The organism is Patescibacteria group bacterium (assembly GCA_041659905.1).
Classification (GTDB): domain Bacteria; phylum Patescibacteriota; class Kazan-3B-28; order Kazan-3B-28; family UBA10110; genus UBA10110.
On record JBAZXK010000001.1, the window covers coordinates 323672 to 343940 of the forward strand.

The following is a 20269-nucleotide window of genomic DNA, read 5'->3' on the forward strand; positions in this document are numbered from 1 at the left end:
CAAGAATAATATGCTTTGGGAGCTGATTTTCTTGAAAATCACCCTGAACTTGCCGAGCCTGCCTGCCGGTAGGCAGGGGGCTACCTTGTCATTCATCTCCTATGGATACCTTGTAAAATCCGCTAAAAATGCTGTAAAAAAAGGGATATTATTCCCTATCCCCTGCCCTAGATGCTGGATGCTAACCGCTAAATGCTATTCTGTTCCCCGCTAGATGCTAGATGCTATCCTCTAAATGCTAATTGAGGGTTTTGCGGGCACGGACGTACCATTTATTAATATCGATAAATCGATCGGAAGTGGCACCCAAATTAATAGAAGCACTATCCCCTTTTACTTTGTTGTCGACTATATATGTATAGGTAGGCTGATAAAGTAAAACGGCTGGCACTAAATTGGCAAAAGCTTTTTGGAAATTATGACAATAAGTAATTGCCCGATTCAAGTCCGAAGATAACCGAATCATTTCCAAAGAATTATCGATATCTTTATCGTACATAATCGATAGCGCCAAGCCCGGGTCGGCCATTTGGCTGCTGTGCCAATACAAATACGGATCGGAATCAGCCCCCATACTTTGGCCGAAGATCAGCGCTTCGTAATTGCGCGGCCGAATAATTTGATTGATTAAATCGCCGGAATTGAGCGGGTTCAAAATCACTTCTGCGCCAATGGTCTGCCAGTTTTCCGCCAACACTTCCGCAATAGCCGTGTTGTTTTTGTCATCCTTGAAACTTAAAGTAAATGAGAGTTTAGTTTTATTTTTTTCGACTATCTTATCATTGTCACTGTCTTTCCAGCCGGCTTTACTTAAAGTACTGGCGGCAGCTGAAATATCAAAATCATATTTTTTCATCTCCGGAAGATACCCCCAAAATCCCGGCAAAATCGGACTGTCCGCCCGCACGGCATAACCATCGGCAGCTACTTTGATAATTCTTTCTTTATCGGTCGCCAAAGCTAAGGCTTGCCGCACCACCACATCGGCTAATATTTTATTGCTCCCCATTTGGTTAAAGAAGACGGCTTTGTATTGGGGTAGATGGTAGACAAACTTGTTCATATTCGGCAAAGCTTCCATCTCTTGGGCGACTGACGTCGAAAAAGCGGCCGCAGTCACATTGCCATTCACTAAAGCATTGAACATAGTTTGTTCGCTATCAAACGAGGAAAAAACTATTTTTTCGATCAAAGCTCGGCCAGCGTAATAATTTGGATTGGGCTCCAGATCGAAACTAGTTTGTCCGGTAATTGGAGCGGAAGCTAGGTAGGGCCCGGCTCCCACAGGCAAGGCATTATTTCTTGCTTCTCCCATTTCCGCTACCGGCAAATGCGCCCACATATGTTTAGGCAGAATCCCCAGAGTGGCCCGGGCTAGAAAGAAAGTAGAAGGATCCGGCAAATCAAACTGCACCGTCCGCGCATCCGTAGCGGTAGCTGTGATCCCCTGCCAATCGCTTTTATATGGTCCGGTGTAGGCATCGCTTTTGACTACATCAATAGTAAACACTATATCATCGGCGGTTAGTTTTTCGCCGTCAGGCCATTTTAGATTATCGCGCAAATGGAACAAATAGGATTTACTTTTATTTTGGATTTCCCAGCTTTCCGCCAAATCAGGCAAGAATTCCCGACCGGGGCTCATTTTAACCAGACCAGCAAAGATCAGTTTAGCGATATCTCCTTCCGTACTATTAGTCCGCGCATACAGCGGATTGATGATTTGCGGCTGGCCGACAATGCCTTCCACAAACACGCCACCCTGCAGAGGCTGTACTGTACCAGTCTGATTTTGCCAAATCGCTAAACCACCGGAACAAATCACAATCACTGCCAACAAACTGGCCAGAGTAGCTTTTTCTTTTTTAGAAAATTTACCGGCGAGATGTTGCAGGCTGGCTCGCATAACAAAACCCCAGCGCTGTCCATTAGCCAGCCATCTCAATAAATGATGGGATTGATTGAATTGATCCGGGCTAAGGCGTTTTTGGATGCGAAAAATAATTCACCTCCTCTACTAGTAGTGCGCTCCGATGTTGCTATGCAATATCGGAGCATCAATTATTTTAATGCTTATTTGAAAAACAAACTAACTAAGGCGGTAAGCACAAACAAAACTGCCAGGACGATCGTAATAATGAACAGAATCCGATCAGCTCCCCGGCGTGTAGTGTAAAACGCACTACTGCCTCCCCAGGCTTCACCCAGAGAAGCTCCGCGAGCCTGTAAGAGAATGCTTGCCATCAGTAAAATAGCCAGCACAACCTCGATGATCATTAAGATTTTTCCTACTGCCATAGCTTAAAAGTTACCCTCATATATTACTGTAATTATACTCTATGGTAAAGTCTGTTTTTCTGAACATGAAAAAGCCCCCGCTGAGTTTTTCGGAGGCTTAACTATCTGTTTAAATGTGCGCGCGTGACTAGTCAGATATCTTCTCCCCAACCACACTCTAGCGTATCTTCACTCTTAATCTGCCACCACGCCCCTTTTTCATTCCGCTCATAACCGCAGTCCTTCATGTCTTGCTCCCGAAATTTCTTTACAACCGTGAGTAAAAAGATGCTTTCTGGCCCTATCCTCGCCCGTTTGACGAATGCAAATATTTCGTTTTCTTTGCAAAAATCCAATTCGGGTAAAATATTGTCATTCGCATAAATAATGCCATATTCGCCATCTGCGCGCAGAAACCAACCGGGCCATGTCTCGAATTCGAGTAAACAGGAAGGATCGTCTGTTATAGTCCTTTGAAAAGTAACCCAAACTTCTAGCCCGGGTGTTTTTATCACCTTTTCTGCTGTTTGCAAAAATTGGCGGTTTTTGCGACCGACGAATAGCTTCCAGGCTTTCGTCCACTCAAAATATTTGCTGTTTGCTTCTTTTGCCTTGAACATCAAGGCCTCCTTTTTGGTGGGATCTCCACCGGAGAGTTAGTCACATTGTAAAATTGTAAATGTGCTAATCTCAATATACTACAAAACTATTCTTTTTGTTAACTTTTCTCCGCTCCCAGACCTAATTTTCCTATCCCCCTCCTCAATCCGGCCATTAGAGGAGAGGTGTTTTGGTTTTTTAACCCCATTGAGCAAATTCAGATTGCTAATACTAAAATTGCCCGGTCTGGATGAGCATGTTTGACGATGAACTTTAGTTCAGAGGAGTTTGCGGTTAAATCCAGAAAGGGCAATTTTAGTTTTTTAGCAACTGAATTTGTGATTGGGCCCGCCTTTGGGCGCCACCCGTTTGGCGGAGCAAATGGGTGGCAAGAAAAATTTTAGGCCTAGATTCCAAATCAGTTATTAATATATTTAAAAGTGTGTTTGGAATGACAGAGAAAAAATCTACTCATAACGCAAAGCCACGATCGGGTCTAATTTAGACGCCCGAATGGCCGGGTACATCCCAAACACTATCCCGAATCCCACCGTCATCGCCATCGGGAGTAAAATCGCCAATAAACTAATATGGAAAGTCCAGTTGCCGATTAAAGACACGATAAACGCTCCGCTGATCCCGAACAAAAAACCGATTGCTCCGCCGATGGCTGTAAGTAAGATAGCCTCCAATAAAAACTGCAATAAAATATCGCGCCGGCGCGCCCCGAGAGCCTTGCGCAAACCAATTTCACGCGTCCGTTCAGTCACCGACACCAACATAATATTCATAATCCCGATCCCGCCCACCAACAAAGAGATCCCCGCAATGGCAGCTAAGAATAGCGTGAGTGCTCCCATTACCATATTGATAATACTGATAGCGTCTTGAATAGTGCGCACCGTGAAATCATCTCTTTGCCCAGGACCGATATTATGCCTTAGGCGCAGAGTATCGATAATATCAGTGCGAGCAGTTTCTACTTGCGACGGATCTTGCACTTTAATCATCACTTCCAGTAAATAATCGATGCCCAATAATAATTTTTGGGCAGTCGTCACCGGCACAAAAATAAATTTACCGTAATCCATCCCAAAAGAAAATCCCGTACTTTTGTCTAATACGCCGATAATCCGATAGTTGTTATTCTTTAATTTAACTTTTTGACCGATGGCCTCGTCGTCGCCGAACATCTGATTTTTAATAGTACTGCCTAAAACTGCTACTTTATTTAGTGATTTGATATCGCCTTCATCGAACGAACTCCCAGCGGCAAAATCTAAACTCATTAAATCAAAATAATTCGGGGTGATGCCGTAAATAGTGGTCATAATGTCGCCATCTAATCCTTTGACCACTACCTGTGTCGGCGCCACCGCGGCTCCGACTTCAGCGACATCCGAAACATTGCGCGGGTCCCCTAAGGCCTCCTCATCAGCCATCGTAAGAGTGGTGACTGTTACTCCCATCACGGCGGCTGGCGGGCCGATTCTTTCCCCTTCTGAACCGCCTGGGGTGACCGCAATAATATTAGTGCCCATGCCTTGGATCTGATTAAGAATGAATTGCTGGACGCCTTCCCCGGAAGCCACAATAATAACCACCGAGGAAATACCGATCACAATACCCAGTAAAGTCAAAATCGATCGGGTTTTATTTACCCATAAAGCTTGCAGGGCAAGTTTAATATTGATCCAAGCATTCATTGGGCCACTCCTTCTGCTGCTACTGATCTAATTTCATCTTTGACAATTACACCGTCTCGCAAAGTTATCACTCGCTTGGCAAAAGCGGCAATGTCTGGTTCGTGAGTAACTAAAATAATCGTATGGCCGGCTTGATGGAGCATCCGAAAAATTTCCATAATTTCTAGGCTGGTTTTAGTGTCTAAGTTACCGGTGGGTTCATCGGCAAAAATAATTTGCGGATTACTGACCAGGGCCCGGGCAATGGCCACGCGTTGCTGTTCTCCACCGGATAATTGATTAGGTAAAGCTTTTAGGCGATGGGTTAATCCGACTGCCTGCAATGCCTCCGTAGCCGCAGCGTGCCGAGCGGCCGCCGATACGTCGCGATTATAAACCAAGGGTAGTTCTACATTTTCTAAAGCAGACGTCCGGGCCAATAAATTAAAAGACTGGAAGACAAAGCCAAGTTTGCGATTGCGCAAATCAGCTAACTGGTCTTCGGACAAATGATCCACCCGCTCATTAGCCAATTGATAAATTCCGGTAGTCGGCTTATCCAGTAAACCCAAAATATGCATGAGGGTGGATTTGCCAGATCCGGATGGGCCCATAATCGCCACAAATTCGCCGGAAGCTATATTCAGATTAATGCCTTGCAAAACCGGCGTAGTTACTCCGCCATTGTTATAGGATTTATATAAATCCTGGATACTGACTAGAGCTTCTCCTACCATATAATTAAAGCACGCCTAAAACTATTTTTTCTCCTTCAGCCAGACCAGAAACGATTTCTACCTCGCTATCGCCCATTAAGCCGATTTGTACTTCTCTTATTTCTGGTTCTTTGGCTCCCGCTACTTTTACAGTATAACCAGTAGTTGTTTTGGTTAGCGCCTTACGCGGAACAAACAATACAGCGCTTCTTTGATCGGTTAAAATATCCAGATTAGCTGTCATGGCTGGTTTTAAATTAGCTACCGTTTCCGGCAAAGCAACTTTTATTTTATAATCCACTACTCCCAATAAAATGGTTGCCGCCGGGTCGATAACAGCTACTACGCCTTGAGCGGTTACGTTAGACAAGGCATCAAACGAGAGTTTGACCGGCTGTCCCACGCTTATTTTTTCTACATCCATTTCTGAAACATAAGCTTCCACTTGAAAAACTCCGTCAGTTTCTAAAATTATAGCCGGACCAGACATCGGAGAAATTTCATGAGCCTGTGCATTTACAGCCGTCACCACCCCACTGATTGGCGCTTTAATCGTGGCTTTAGCGATTTGAGCTTCTACTATACGAAGCGTGGCGACCGCTGAAGCTACTTGTGCTGAAGCCGAAGATACATCGGCACCCAAAGCCGGAGCCAATGATTGTTGGTATTGGGCTTCCGCTAGAGCGTAAGCAGCTTCCGCCGCTGTAGAAGCATTTTGGGCAGCCGTAATTTTAAAATCAGAACCACTGACGGCAGAATTATAGGCGGCTTGAGCTCCTTCTAATTGACTTCTGGCCGCATCTAAACTGCCGGCCGTAGTAATTTTTTGCAAATTAGCTTGGCGCACTGCGCTGTCATAGGCCGTCCGAGCCGATAAGTAGGCAGCATTGGCCGCAGATAAAGCGGTTTGGGCCTGTTGCAATTCAGTCAAAGTGGCTTGCCCCATATTGTAACGATTCATCACTTGGTTATAAGCCGTTTGCGCATTAGTTAGATTGCTTAGGGCATTATTTAGAGCTATTTGCGCTCCTACAGTGCTTTGATCAATCACGGATAATTGAGCATTATATGCATTCAAGGCATTTTGATAAGCAGTTTGGGCACTATTTAAAGCCACTTCAGCGCTGCGGCGGTCATTATCCCGGGAACGATAAGCATCCTGTAAATTATTGCGAGCGGTCTCCAGAGCGATCCGCGCATTGTCTAACGAACGGTTTAACACGTTCATATCCGCCGGCCGCAAGTGATTTCTGGCTTTGCTTAATAAGGAACTAGCGGCCGCAATACCGGCTCGAGCCTGATTAGCCTGAGCTTGCAACACCGCCGTATCCTGGATCACCAATATATCGCCGGCGGCAACTTTATCTCCCATTTTCACTTTGACTTCTTTGATCAGGCCGGGACTCAAAAAACTCAATTCTAATTTTTGATCACTCACTACTGAGCCAGATACTGATACGGTTTTAGTTACATCGCCTCGCCGGACTTCGAACAAATCATATTTAGGCTGACGCGAAAAATTGTTCATTAATAGCCAGGTCGTCAGAGCGGCAACACCTAAAATGACAATCGGAATAATGATGTATCTAGCCTTCATCAGTGATCTTTTTATAATAATGTAGGAAAGTTATTATAACCTTTTAACCCTCCTCCGTCAAATAATCTGCTTCCAGACTAGATTTGTGTCATAAATCTACCTACTGACTAGCCACATACAGTGGCTTTACTATTTTGGCTGAGCTCTTTATAATAAATCTGATAATTTAATCTAACTAAATGGCCAAAGATAGGAAAGATTTTGCTGATCCTAATCACTTCGACACTCTCATCGGTAGGGAAGTTATTGTAGAGGGTTTACTCAAAACTGAGGGTGACATCCAGGTTAATGGACAGTTCACTGGCAAGATTGAAACCAATGGAGATCTGATTGTGGGAGAACACGCTAAAGTCAAAGCAGAGATTATCGGGATTAATATTTACGTGGCAGGAGAAGTCGAAGGCGATATCACGGCCAAAGAAAAACTAGAGATTCTAGAAACTGGCCGTATCAATGGCAACGTTACTAGCCAAGCCATGTCGATCGAACCGGGCGGTATTTTAAAAGGCAGCAGCGAAATGCAAGAGGTGTCCGAAGAAGAGCCCTTAGCTAAACCCACTTTTGAAGTGGAAGAGGAGAAAACAGAATAAATTATGTATCTCCTGTTAGTTAATCCTAAAGCAGGTAACCAGCGATATCGTCGCATCGAGTCAGCCTTTACCAACTTATTACATAAGCTGGATATTAAACATAAGATTATTTTGATCGACGATTTAGCCAATATACCAGAATTACTGAAACAACATATCAAAACCGATACTACTGCCGTAGTGGCTGTGGGGGGCAACGGCACGGTTAACGCTCTGATTGATGCTTTGGTTGATTACGCGGAGATGCCCTTGGGGATTGTTCCAACCAGCTACACTAATCATCTCGCTAAAACTTTAGGTATCACCAGTTGGGTAGCGGGAGTAAAATTATTGGCTCATCACGAAATTAAACATTTGCGCTTAGGTAAAATTGGCGAACGTTACGTGGCCGGTTCTTTAATGATCAGTCCCAAGCGCCATTTATTGGCCAGTATTATGGGAAAAAAGAGTCTATTAAAAAACTTTATGGGAGTTAATATCAAACAGGTATTTAAAGAAGAGCATCATGTGGCCTGTAGTCTCACGCTCGATAATGATGTGTCCGTGCAATGCCAACTCAATTCTCTGACTGTTTATTTCCAGGATGAATTCAATAAAAAAATGAAAATTCACTTAACTACCTTAAGCCAACACAAGCATCAGGACAGCATCTTTCGGGCTAACCAGCTTAATATTTCTAGCAGCCTGAATATGCCCGTGTTATGCGGTAACGACACGGTAGCCAGCACGCCAATCAAGATTCAGGGTATCGGTAAAACCCTCCCCGTTTTAGCTGCTCCCGTGCCAGTTAAGCCGACTCGGCCAGTCCGCCGCAAATCTAAGATTTGACGTAATTTACTAAAATATGTTAGTGTCAATCTATATTTCTCTATGACTCAACCATTACGCCTCAGGGTTAATGAGCAAATCCGCCTGCCCCAAGTTCTCCTGATTGATGAAACTGGGAAACAAGCAGGTGTGGTCGCAACTTCAGAAGCCCTCCAACGGGCTAAAGGGGCCGGCTTAGATCTGGTGGAAATTGCTCCCCAGCTCCGCCCCCCGGTCTGCAAAATCATTGATTACGGCAAATATCAGTACGAACAGGAAAAATCTCAATCGCAACAGCGCAAAAAGAATAAATCCCGGGAAGAAAAGGAAATGCGCTTGAGTCTGGGAATTGACGAACACGATTTATTGATCAAGGCCAAAAAGGTCGATCAGTTCCTCAGTCGCCAACATAAAGTGAAAATAACTGTCAGGTTCAGGGGTCGCGAGATCGCCCATCCCGAGCTAGGCAAACAGACTTTAGAAAAATTTCTGACTTTGCTGCAAACTCAATATACTATTGAAAAATCCCCTCTTATTCAAAACCGTCAATTATTTACCATTCTGAGTCCAAAATAACTATGCCCAAGAAAATGAAAACTCACCAAGGTACCGCCAAGCGGATCCAAATTACCAAGGGCGGTAAAATGAAGCGGCGTAAAGCTTTTCAAAGCCACAATTTAGAGAAAAAATCTGCCGCCCGCAAACGCCCTCAGAAAAAGATGCAAGATGTAGCCGGGGCTATCCAGAAAAAAACTAGACGTTTACTCGCTATTTAAAGACTATGGCCAGAATTAAACGAGGAATTCTAACTCAGAAGAAACACAAAAAACTGCGGAAAGCTGTCAGCGGTTTTCGGACATCCCGCCGGCATTCTATTAAATTAGCGCGACAAGCTTTTCTAAAAGCGGGCGTCTACGCTTACCGCGATCGCAAAGCCAAGAAAAGAGATTTCCGCAGTCTTTGGATTATTAGAATCAACGCTGCTCTCCAAGGCTTAGATTGGGGCTACAACAAATTCATTCATCAGCTGCAAACCAAGAAAATTGAGCTAGATCGCAAGATCTTGGCTCAGCTGGCCCATCAACATCCGCAAATATTTGCCGCTATCGTAACTCAGATTAAACCAAATTAAATAGCCTAGCCAACCGATAACCCTAGATATACTATCGAGCTGTTTTGGTGAAATGAAAATCAATGAGAAAATAGATTCATGAGGCTAAATTTGGATATGAACCGAATTATCAAATATTTGATTCTGAGCGATTTGGTTTTTTATACAGGTTGGGGATTAATTACGCCCGTTTTCGCTATTTTTATCATCGAAAAAATCCAAGGCGGCGATCTAATCGTCGTAGGGATTGCTACTTCAATTTATTGGATCTTAATGTCACTTCTGCGCATTCCTTTTGGTATTTTCTTAGATAGCAAAAAAGGCGAACGGGATGATTATGCCTTTATGGTTATCGGCTTGTTAATCGCTGCCTTAGTTCCTTTTGGCTATCTTTACATAATCCATCCTTGGCAATTATATGTTCTACAAACTATCCATGGCATCGGTATGGCCATGAGTTTAGCCGGCTGGTCGGCTATTTTTACTCGCAATATCGACAAGGGACGTGAATCAACCGAATGGGGATTAAGTGCCACCGGTTATAGTATCGGTACCGGCGCTGCCGGCATCATCGGCGGGTATGCCGTAGAAACATTTGGTTTCAACCCGGTATTTATTGGGGTGGGTATCTTAGGGTTACTGGGCGTTAGTTTACTCCTTAGCATTAAGCAAGATCTGGTCAAACAACCTCGGGCCGCTGCTGTGCGCTTTTATGCTAATCCGAGAGATTTCTTTTTAAATAAATAAAAAGCTACCCCCGGTCTCGCCTGACCAGGGGTAACGAAGGAGGAGCGTGCTTTGCGAGAGCTTAAATGCCCTCACATAAAGAGCTCAGGCGTAATTATGCTCTCGTTAAATAGATATGTCAATCAATCTCTCTTCTTCTAAGAAACGGGTTTGGATTAGGTGTAAATTATTAGACAGTAGTTGCCCTACTAAAAACTAGCTGATCATTAGCGATATTTGTGTACAGGGGCAGTCACAATTTCATCTTTCACTAATTTGTCTGAGAAAATCATATCTTTACGAACAGCTTCACTCCCTCCGGCGGCAGTCAGATCCATATTATCGGCTACTTCAATGAAACTGCTAAGATTAGCTCGCTCGTTGCCTGATTGTTTCTGCAAAATCAATCGATAAGTAGCTTCTCCGTTGGTAAAATTAAGCTTGAAAGGAAGCTCGTACTCTAGTGCTATTTCCTTGGTCTCACCAGGATTAATGGTCAACCACAACCCTGCTACAGTTTTTCCATCAGAACTATCTAAATCAATTTGCGTATTTTCATCTTGGCCGGTTGTTTTTGTAATATGCGAACCCATCGGCAGATAAACCCGAATGTAATTTTTACTGATTCCGTCAGGGAACTTGTTTGTACCAGTATGAGTATATTTGATAGTTAAATGGTCGATAATGCTGGTGTTGGTTTGGACATTGGCTTGATGAGAAATTTCCTGAACTAATGAACGGCTGCTTTTATTTCCGCCTAGATTAGCTGTCACCACATACAAATAATCTTCAGTGGCAGCGATGCGACGGACTTCCCCACCCCAATTTAATTTACTTACCACATCTTCGAGAGACGCATCAGAAAAATTCAACAGAATATCTTTACTCACTAAGCGTTGAAAAAGTTTATTGCCGATTAGGCGAATCTCCCGGGAATTAGCTTTGAATAACCTATCCATTAAGACCGGAGCAAAATCCAATAAAACTTGCTTGGGGTTATAAGCGCCGCTCTTATCCGCCACGGCAATTTGCTGCTGCGTTTTCTCGACAAAATTAGCTGCCGTTAAAGCAAACTTGTATTTCGGCAGCTCCACCGGCCCCATGATACTCAAGATGTCTTCAATAATGCCCGGATTCAGAGCAATCATGCCGTCCACCGTCCCGCCACCGGATTGTTCGTACAGCTTCTGAATAGTGCGCACCGATGTGGGGAAATTCGGTTCCCAGTTAGCATCGCGAATACCGTAATAAGCCGTAATCCCCTTTAATGGGGTCGGCAAGGCCATATCATTATAGAGATTTTGGCCGTCTATACGCTGAGTCGAATCCACGAAAAAGCTCTCTAATTTGCCTTGATAAAGCTTGATCAATACATAACTGCCGATAAAACCGCCAGTTGGCCGTAATTCATTATTATTCTGATTAAGAATTAAATAATACCGCGGAGTGCCAAAACCCATCATCTTCGGCAGCCCTTTGGCCATATTACCCATCAAATCTAACGCTGTTTGTAAGGTGAGGGCTTTATCTTTAGCATCTTGCAATAGCGAAGCGTAGGCGGGATCGACATAGGCAATATTCAAAAGACTCAGGTTAGTATTAGCAGCGGCAACTTCTTTTAAGGCTAGATCAATTTTGCTTGAGTTGGTGATTAAGATCTTTCCTAATTCTTCGCCAACATTGCTCATATTAGAACCTACCGTCACTAAACTATCCCAGTATCCAATGACGGGCTTAATCGCTTCAGAAACCAAGATCCCAGCCTTAGCCAAGTGCTGACCGGTTTGCATGATCGCTTCGCCTTGCAAGATTTGAGATGATTCAAAATTAACCCCAGCTAACAATAAATTGCTTTGACCCAATTCGGCAAAAGTAGTCAAGCCGGCGTTAAAATTCTTTTCCGCCAAATTAAAGTTAACCAGCGCATTGTCGATTTCCAGTTTGCGCAAAGCTTCTGACCCTTTTTGCAGGCTGGCAGCCCCCGCTTCTCCCCGACTCAGTAAATTATCTTTCAAATCTGAGCTGCCTGCATACAAAAACGCCCCCATCACATAAACCAACACTGCTAATATAAAAAATAGTGTCCAGCGGATAATGCCAATGCCTAAATGGGGTTTTTCGGGCGAAAAATCCAGATCTAATACATGTTCATTTCCGCCGGTTACTGCTCTGACCGCTGGATTAGATTGCAACACAACTTCGGGACGATGACTGAAAAAATGCAGCCGCCGTGCAGTAGGATGCAGTTTCTTTTTGATGTAATAATATTTTTTATTCTCCCCCATTAGTCAAAATGTTTAAGATGGCAGCAGCGGTTTTCTCCCAAGTAAATTGATGGGCCTGCTGCCGACCGGCACTACTTAGTTGGTGGGCCAGATCTGGTTCCGTTAAAAGCTTAAATAGAGCTGCGTCTAATTCGGATTGCCGCTGTGGATCAATCAACAGAGCAGCAGCCCCGGTTACCTCCGGCAATGAAGCTACGTTAGCCGTGATGACCGGACAGCCAGCTGCCATCGCCTCTAAGACAGGTAAGCCAAATCCTTCGTAAAAAGTCGGGAACACGAATACGGCAGCGTTTTGTAGCCAAGTAATTTTTTTCTGTTCAGTTACCGGTCCGGTAAAAATAACTTCCTGGCCTAAATTCAATTTTTCAACCTCAGCAAAAATCGCCTCACTTAGCCAACTTTTTGCTCCCGAAATCACCAGCTTTATATTAGCAAATTCCTGCTGTTTTATATAATGTAAGCCCCGCACAATGGCGATAACGTTTTTGCGCGGCTCTAGACTCCCAATATAATATAAATATTTATCGGGCACATTAAATTGGGCACGCAAAGCCGTGATCGCTTCCAACGGCTGCGGAATAAAATAAATTGCGTCCACACCTTCGTACACAACTGAAATTTTGGCAGGATCCGCATGGTACAAATTCACCAAATCCTGCTTAGTGCTATTAGATACAGCGATCATTTTATCAGCTGTCCGCGCTAAATAAGGATAGTTCATTTGCCATTGCCAAAGCCGAGATTTCCAAGTGTAAAAATGAGGAAACAAAGCAAATACCAGATCATGAAAAGTAATTACCGTGCGACACTGGCGGCTCACCGGAAGTAAACGCGGACTGGGTTGCCACATCACATCCAAACCTCCACAAATTTTATCTGCCCAAGGCCAGCCGAAGGGCTTCCAAATGGCATGTAAAAGTAATGGGAAATTGATCCATTTGAGTGAACGAATTTCAACATGGGAATTCTTCAGAAAACTGGCTTCGGATAATAGATACTCTAATTTACTTCCCAAATCACGGTAGGCAACATAAAACAAAACATAGGTATTTTGTTGATCTAGAGCTAATAGCTGCTCGAGCACTTTTAAAGTATATTGTTCGATACCGCTTCGCTGACCGGTCAGTAATCCCCTAATATCTACACCGATGCGCATTAAATAATTTCCCTCTTTTTTAGATGCTGACTATAGACTGATCGAGTAAAATCCTCAAAGCTATTTTGAAAAACTTTCCGATCAAATTTTTGGGCCTGCCGCTGAATAGCGGCTGGGTCCCATTTTGTTTCGGCGCATTGCTTAACTGCTTCCATTAAAGATTCTGGAGTTGGTTGATCAAAAAAGATGCCAGTTTTATTCATAACTACCGTTTCGACAGCTCCCCCACCCCGATAGGCTATCACCGGCCGACCAGCTGCCATCGCCTCCAGAGGAACAATACCGGCATCTTCTTCTTGCGGCATCACCAGCGCCCGGCAATGGGAGAGATAATGCGCCACTTCTGCATCAGAAACCCGTCCTAGAAATTCGATATTACGTTGGGCCCGCAACATCCATTTTTTTAAAGCCGGACCAGTGCCGATAATCTTTAAGGGTAATTTTAATTTATTAAAAGCAGCAATGGCCAGATCCGTCCGCTTGTAGGCCGTCTGCCTTCCTATAATAAGGTAATAATCTCCTATTTTTTCACTAATAGTAAATCTGGCTGTATCCACGGGCGGATAGATCACCGTCGCCTCGTGTTCGTAATATTTTTTAATGCGCTGCCGCGTGGTTTGGGAATTAGCGACAAATACATCCACCCGATCGGCTGCTACCCGATCCCACAACCGCAGCTTATGAATCAGTGCCGGCATTACCAATTTAACCAACCAATTGAAACCGCCATATTCCGGATGCTGCAAATAATAATGATAATGGCTCCAATAATAGCGAGTGGGTGTGTGGCAATAACAAATATGCAATGTCTCCGGTTTAGTCAACACTCCCTTAGCCTCTGCACTAGCGCTAGAAATAACTATGTCGTAGTTATCTAAATCGAGTAATTCAAAAGCTAGTGGCCGCAAGGTGGGCCAAAGTTGGTGTTTTTTACCTAAAGGCATCTTCTGTAAAAAGCTGGTAATAACTCGGCGACGAGCTAATTCCGGAAAAATTTCCGGTTTATAAACGGAAGTAAAAATATCGGCTTGCGGAAATAATTCTGCTAAAGCCAGCACCACCCGTTCCGCGCCGCCTCGGCTAGTCAGCCAATCCGCCACAATCGCAATTTTACAACTAGATAACTCCTTCATCTAATAAGCTCCTTTTCGAGTGAAAACTGCCCAAATAGTCTTGAGAATAATTTGGATATCTAACCACAATGACCAATGTTCGATGTAATACATATCTAACCGCAGATATTCTTCAAACGAAGAATCCGATCTGCCCGAAACTTGCCAAATACCCGTGAGTCCAGGTTTTACCATTAACCGCCGCAGTTGTTGCCGATTATATTCCGCCACTTCATTAGTAAGCGGCGGCCGGGGTCCTACTAAACTCATTTCACCGTTCAAAACATTGAACAATTGAGGTAATTCGTCTAAGCTGGTCCGGCGGATAAAACGTCCTATCTTAGTAACTCGCGGATCATTTTTCATCTTAAACATCGGACCCGAAGCCTCATTTTGGTTGGCTCTGAGTTCACTTAAGACTGCTTCGGCCTGGGCACCACCGTAATTAGAGCCAGTAGACAAATGATTATACATACTGCGGAATTTATAGAAATTGAATTCTTTACCAAATTGTCCTGGACGCCGTTGGATGAATAAAGCTGGACCAGGAGAGTCGCGCCGAATGATCATAGCAATAATAATCATGACAGGCGATAAAATAATTATGCCCAGGGCAGAAAATACAAAATCAAAGACCCGTTTCACGATTCTCCCCCATCCATCCAGAGGAGTCGGACGCAATTCGATGATGGGATAACCTTCTAAAACATCGCTGACCACGTGTAACGCGTGTAGTTCGGTAATGTTGGGTAAATACCGAAAACGAATGCCGTTAATTTCGCAAAAATTAATCAAATCGATACCCAAACCATTACTAGTTAAAAGCTCACCGGCCACAATTACCTGGTCGGTTTGAGATTTGTTAATCAACGCCTCCACATCAGCTGCTTCATGCAAGGCTTCTGCCGATAAGACTTCGATAATCGCCATCCGTTTAGCATAAAACTTTTTTACTTCTTCGATTTCTGGCGTGTTACCAATCACTACAATAAATTCTTTAGCCAAACCGGATTTGGCCAACCACCATTGGCTGTACTTCGATAACCAGCGACCCAAAAAAACCAGGACGATAGCAATCACCCAAACATAAGCTGCAATCAAGCGAGAAAAAAATGATTCTTTAATGCCGAATAAAACGATAATAAATAAAGCCAGGCTGACTGATACGGCAATAAAAACTCGTTGCCAAATTTTTATCAAGCCCTCGTGTGATTTAGGATTGTATAAACCAGTTGATGCAAATATTACCACCCAGCCCAAGGCTATCCAGAAAGTTAGTCCCATATATTGCTGCCAGGGCATCATATAAGACACCGGCGGAGCTGCCAAAATGTTTTGAGTTCTTACCCAATAGGCTAATAGAAAAGCTGCCCAGACCATAAGTAAGTCTAGCGGAACCTGCAAAAATGTGAACAATAGCTGAAATCTTCTCACTGGGACAATATTTTACTTGATATTCCCTCTTATTATATCTGAAAACTATTAAAAAATCTCTTCCCGAGGAAAGAGATTTCTTAAGCTATCTGTCAGCTATAAGCCGAGTTCTGTGCCCTGGTTTGCACCAGAGTGGCAATCATCTATCTAGATCGGCTGTTGCCGGCCGATTCATGCGTTGGGATCTTAACTTATCTGCTCTTAGTTCAAGGCATTGATAAGTTCCGACCCACCCCAACTTGCACCAAACAGGGTTTACCCGGACACTCCGGTCGCCCGGAGGCCTCGCGAGTAGCAAAAAGACAGATTATCAGGTTTGGCCTGATTTTCCGCATAACCACACCTCGCAACTTTTCACCTTTTCCCGCTTACGCGGTTAGTATTGTCTCTGTGGCACTTTCCCTGAGGTCACCCTCGGTCTCTGTTAGAGACTGTTTAAACTAAGACTGGTGCTCGGACTTTCCTCTACTTTTTAAGCAGCGATCACCCACTGACAGACAGCGTAAATATCTTAGCAAAATACCATAGAAAATCAAGTTTTCCCCTAACTCAGCCATTAGAGCCTGTCTGCCGGTAAATCTGAGTTCTTGTTCCCCAACCCAGCCATTGGAGGAGAGGCGATATTTAATTAGATAAATCTTTTAGGGTGGAGCCATGTGTGAGGCCGATAGCATATCGGCCGAGTTTGGCTCTTAAACACCTGAAGATTTATCAATTAAATAGCCTTGACGAACTGGCCGGAGTTTCTGGCCACTCTTTTTAAAAGAGTGGCTAAAAAATCTTTGTTTTGCCATAATAGAAAAGTGAATGAAACGAGAAAACAACCTTTCATTATTGCTATAGCCGGCGGCACCGGTTCCGGCAAAACTTATATTGCCCGCAAGCTGCACGAAGTTGCACCTGAGCAGACTGTTAGTATCTCTCACGATAATTATTATCGCGACCGTAAAGATGTGGCGATCGATCAGCGCAAGGAGCTTAATTATGATGAACCGGCTGCACTGGATAATAAACTGTTTTTGGACCATTTGAAAAAACTGAAAGCGGGCGAAGCGGTTGATATCCCGCAATATGATTTTGCTACTCATACGCGTAAACGCGAAACGGCGCGGGTTCATTCTGCTCCAATCATTATTGTGGAAGGGATTTTGATCTTTACCGATCCGGAAATTCGTCAATTATTTGACCTGTCTGTTTTTGTCGATGTTAAACCCGATATTCGTCTAGCTCGGCGCCTGCAAAGAGATGTGGGTGAACGGGATAGAAATTACGAAGAATCTATCAACCAGTACTTGGTCTCCGCAGGGCCGATGCACGATAAGTATGTCGAGCCCGGCAAGGAATTTGCCGATATTATCATCAACAATAATGGGACCGAAGAAGAACTAAAGGACGGGATCACTACTCTGCAAGCCCGCATCAAAGAAATCCTCGGCCACTGCGAATAGTAGCATCTAGGGGTTAGCATTCAGCATCCAAGAAAAAAATGACCCCCGAGCAGGATAGAGGGGTCTAACCCCCTCTTATTGTTCGAGTTGCACGAGAACTATATAATAGAAACTACCTAGGGCGGTTAGCTCAGCTGATTAGAGCGTTCGCTTGACGTGCGAAAGGTCACTGGTTTGAGCCCAGTACCGCCCACCAGTATAGATGAACGGATTAAAGTCTGTTTTATAAACAGTCGGGGCTTACTGAATAATCTCTAACATAGCTGTATCTTCTCTCTGCGCTGGCAATCCATTGAGATCGGCAGTATCGCCGCTAACAATAAATGGGTATATCGCATCTGTAGTCACAGATTTAGATTCTATCATCATAGTAGCGTTTAAAGTAGCTCCGTATAAGATAGGCGGCATAATGGTAACTGATTTTAAATTGGATTGAGCATTATCGAATAGATCAGTGCTTAATGCCACATTCCCCGCAAAACCGTTCATTCTAATTAATGTGATCATATAAACTTTAGAGCTATCTGGTCCCATGATTTGCGCTATTGGGTTGACTTCAATCACAAAATCTTCTGGCTTAATTATATTTAATGTAGCCATATCCGAACGCAACACCAGTTTGCCGTTTATAAAACTGATACCATTTACTTTAAAATAATGCATAATATCTGACTGTCCATTTATCGTCTTTACAGAAAGTTGCGTATGGTCGTGACCGATTACTAATACATTACTGTCGAATCCAGCTGATTCAATTCCATCTTTACCTATTAAATCCGTGGTAAGAATAATCGGATTACTAAAACCGCATTGGCGCACTGCTGTAATATCGTATGCGGTTTCATCGCCTGCCAATACTGTTCGCATATCAGGATTAATAACAATTTGGTAATCAGCACAGCTGGTAGTCGGCAAGTGGCCAATCTCGATTATGCTGAATGCTTGACTAGGCAAAGACTTAAAATAATTTTGGAGTTGGGGAGTGAAAGTAAAAATTCCCGCTATTAAAACTACCGCCAAAGTGGCGGCAGAAATATTACGGACTTGAGTTTTCTGGTTCCCCGAAAAATGGGAAACCGATTTGATTAACTTTTGTAATGCCTTGATATCAACCTGGACTGGCTTTCTTTTCTTCCTCATTTTTCTTTTGACCCGGAGATCGTATGGCGATCAGGAGGGTGTTTTATTTTTATTTTGCTAACCTAATTATACTACAATTTGGCTATAAAGTCAATCGCTAGAATGTAAAAAACTATAAAACAAAAATTATCAGAAATTGGTCCGCGATAAAAAAATTATATATGTTTTATATATGTTAATGAAGCTGATTTTCAGTAATTTTAGTGATGAAAATCAATTGACTGAAAGCCATTTCTGTGATATAATGAAATGAAAGTCAGTGACCAAAAAATCTAAAATAAATATAAAAATGTCGTATGTTGGGTCAAAAACCAAATAACAGAAACTATTCGCTTCCAGAGCGGAGTTTTTATACCAAATTTCGAGCCAAAAAACGCTCTCGCGGTTGGAAAATCGGCTTAGGGATAGGCGCGACTATTTTACTATTAGCCATTATATTATTTAGCAAACAAATCGATCAATTATTATCTCTTTGGGGTATTAAAGCCCAAGTCCCCGGAGCACCTGTCATCACGCTTTCTTTGGAACCAATGGAACAAACTGGTGGGCCAGCTGGCGAAATACCGCCAAATAATGTTAAGGAATACAAGATTAACATTCAGATCGAACACGGCACTTATGATGGTGACGGCATAACTCCATTGCCATTCTTGGGGACTATAAGATTCAAGGTAATGGAGGATTTAGCTAGTCTATATCCCAAATTTATTGAATCTGCCACAATTACCGTACCTGAAATGGGGTACCCTGGCGATGATGGTATTGACCCCATGATAACTGTATTAGACGATCTAAATGCTTTTGGTTTATATAAAAATCGGCGACTCTCTCCAGCCGATAATGAGTTTATTCTAGATCCACCCAAACTTACTCTTGTGCTTAAAGATTATCCGTTGTCAGAAGGTGGTGGTCAAATTGATTTCCATGTTGGGGTCGACGAGATAAATTATATGCCTAGAATAGGAGGTCAGATCATTTACCCGATTGGTTGGATCCCGCCCGTTGTGCAGCCCCCTCTCCCGGCTGCTGGTATTTTGCATTTGGAAGGCGGAATCCCTCCCCAACCAGATTTTAGTTTAATTATTAAACCACCTAAAGATCAGACTGTTAATTCTGGCCAAACAGCTATTTTCGATATTGAAGTTACTAGCTTAAATGATTTTAGTGGCACGGTTGTTTTAAGCACTCCTGGACTAAACGGATTTAAGGGCGCAAGCGGTTGTCTGGATGATTTTACCTTAGTACCCAATGCTGTAACTTTAATTGCCGGAGAAACTAAACCCGCTGTTTTAACCATCTTTACTAGATCTGACTTAACCGAAACTTGGGAAAATATTCCGATCATTGTGTCCGGCACCAGCGATATCATGATTATGGAACTCGATCCTGATACTGGCGAAATTATTTTTGTATTAAAAACTGTCACGCATACGGATAATGGCACTCTGACTATCAATCCGGTTCCCGATTACGCCCTCTCCATTGTGCCTCTGACTCACACCGTATCTCCAACTGCTCCGGGTAACAGCGCTGTATATGAGGTAAGAATTTTGCGTGTAGGTGGATTTGTTGGCCCAGTTAGCTT

At 43.4% G+C, this 20269-nt stretch carries 19 protein-coding genes, 1 tRNA gene and 1 other RNA gene; 9 read left to right on the forward strand and 12 right to left on the reverse strand.

Annotated features, from left to right (window positions below):
- Positions 1-238: 238 nt before the first annotated feature.
- The 6 genes from WC805_01760 to WC805_01785 form a co-directional block, all read right to left on the reverse strand.
- Positions 239-1906 carry a peptide ABC transporter substrate-binding protein gene (locus WC805_01760; GenBank protein ID MFA5967225.1) on the reverse strand — a complete coding sequence of 556 codons (1668 nt, stop codon included), beginning with the start codon at positions 1904-1906 and terminating at the stop codon, positions 239-241.
- A gap of 167 nt (positions 1907-2073) precedes the next feature.
- Complete coding sequence (secG, locus tag WC805_01765) at positions 2074-2298, reverse strand: preprotein translocase subunit SecG (protein ID MFA5967226.1); 225 nt, start codon at positions 2296-2298, stop codon at positions 2074-2076.
- A gap of 131 nt (positions 2299-2429) precedes the next feature.
- A complete protein-coding gene (locus tag WC805_01770) occupies positions 2430-2897 on the reverse strand; it encodes a hypothetical protein (protein ID MFA5967227.1) in 468 nt (155 codons plus the stop codon).
- A 447-nt stretch (positions 2898-3344) separates the two neighbouring features.
- On the reverse strand, positions 3345-4583 hold the full coding sequence (locus WC805_01775; GenBank protein ID MFA5967228.1) for an ABC transporter permease: 1239 nt from the start codon (positions 4581-4583) through the stop codon (positions 3345-3347).
- On the reverse strand, positions 4580-5299 hold the full coding sequence (locus WC805_01780) for an ABC transporter ATP-binding protein (protein ID MFA5967229.1): 720 nt from the start codon (positions 5297-5299) through the stop codon (positions 4580-4582). Before WC805_01780 ends, WC805_01775 begins: the two co-directional genes overlap by 4 nt.
- Positions 5300-5303: 4 nt before the next feature.
- Entirely contained in the window at positions 5304-6875 is a 1572-nt protein-coding gene (locus tag WC805_01785) for an HlyD family efflux transporter periplasmic adaptor subunit (GenBank protein ID MFA5967230.1), read from the reverse strand.
- A gap of 179 nt (positions 6876-7054) precedes the next feature.
- On the opposite strand from WC805_01785, the gene WC805_01790 reads away from it, so the two are divergent.
- The 6 genes from WC805_01790 (at position 7055) to WC805_01815 (ending at position 10130) form a co-directional block, all read left to right on the forward strand.
- On the forward strand, positions 7055-7465 hold the full coding sequence (locus WC805_01790; GenBank protein MFA5967231.1) for a polymer-forming cytoskeletal protein: 411 nt from the start codon (positions 7055-7057) through the stop codon (positions 7463-7465).
- A gap of 3 nt (positions 7466-7468) precedes the next feature.
- Complete coding sequence (locus WC805_01795) at positions 7469-8293, forward strand: acylglycerol kinase family protein (protein ID MFA5967232.1); 825 nt, start codon at positions 7469-7471, stop codon at positions 8291-8293.
- 42 nt (positions 8294-8335) lie between these two features.
- Entirely contained in the window at positions 8336-8848 is a 513-nt protein-coding gene (infC, locus tag WC805_01800; GenBank protein MFA5967233.1) for a translation initiation factor IF-3, read from the forward strand.
- A 2-nt stretch (positions 8849-8850) separates the two neighbouring features.
- Entirely contained in the window at positions 8851-9048 is a 198-nt protein-coding gene (locus WC805_01805) for a bL35 family ribosomal protein (GenBank protein MFA5967234.1), read from the forward strand.
- 5 nt (positions 9049-9053) lie between these two features.
- Positions 9054-9404 carry a 50S ribosomal protein L20 gene (rplT, locus tag WC805_01810; protein MFA5967235.1) on the forward strand — a complete coding sequence of 117 codons (351 nt, stop codon included), beginning with the start codon at positions 9054-9056 and terminating at the stop codon, positions 9402-9404.
- A gap of 96 nt (positions 9405-9500) precedes the next feature.
- Complete coding sequence (locus WC805_01815) at positions 9501-10130, forward strand: MFS transporter (GenBank protein ID MFA5967236.1); 630 nt, start codon at positions 9501-9503, stop codon at positions 10128-10130.
- 206 nt (positions 10131-10336) lie between these two features.
- Here the strand turns inward: WC805_01815 and WC805_01820 are convergent, their stop codons facing one another.
- The 5 genes from WC805_01820 to rnpB form a co-directional block, all read right to left on the reverse strand.
- Entirely contained in the window at positions 10337-12394 is a 2058-nt protein-coding gene (locus WC805_01820; GenBank protein MFA5967237.1) for a DUF4012 domain-containing protein, read from the reverse strand.
- On the reverse strand, positions 12381-13550 hold the full coding sequence (locus tag WC805_01825) for a glycosyltransferase family 1 protein (protein MFA5967238.1): 1170 nt from the start codon (positions 13548-13550) through the stop codon (positions 12381-12383). Before WC805_01825 ends, WC805_01820 begins: the two co-directional genes overlap by 14 nt.
- A complete protein-coding gene (locus WC805_01830; GenBank protein MFA5967239.1) occupies positions 13550-14683 on the reverse strand; it encodes a glycosyltransferase in 1134 nt (377 codons plus the stop codon). The genes WC805_01825 and WC805_01830 overlap by 1 nt, the downstream gene beginning before the upstream one ends.
- On the reverse strand, positions 14684-16042 hold the full coding sequence (locus WC805_01835) for a sugar transferase (protein MFA5967240.1): 1359 nt from the start codon (positions 16040-16042) through the stop codon (positions 14684-14686).
- Between the two features lie 137 nt (positions 16043-16179).
- Positions 16180-16595: RNase P RNA component class A (gene rnpB / locus WC805_01840), an RNA gene on the reverse strand.
- A 304-nt stretch (positions 16596-16899) separates the two neighbouring features.
- Here rnpB and udk point away from each other — a divergent pair.
- Entirely contained in the window at positions 16900-17544 is a 645-nt protein-coding gene (udk, locus tag WC805_01845) for a uridine kinase (protein MFA5967241.1), read from the forward strand.
- A gap of 119 nt (positions 17545-17663) precedes the next feature.
- Positions 17664-17740, forward strand: a tRNA-Val gene (locus WC805_01850).
- Between the two features lie 44 nt (positions 17741-17784).
- On the opposite strand, the gene WC805_01855 is transcribed toward WC805_01850, so the two are convergent.
- Positions 17785-18684: a hypothetical protein gene (locus WC805_01855; protein ID MFA5967242.1), complete on the reverse strand. Its 900-nt coding sequence runs from the start codon at positions 18682-18684 to the stop codon at positions 17785-17787.
- Between the two features lie 296 nt (positions 18685-18980).
- On the opposite strand from WC805_01855, the gene WC805_01860 reads away from it, so the two are divergent.
- Positions 18981-20269: hypothetical protein (locus tag WC805_01860; protein ID MFA5967243.1), on the forward strand; the 1289-nt coding region annotated here is incomplete at its 3' end.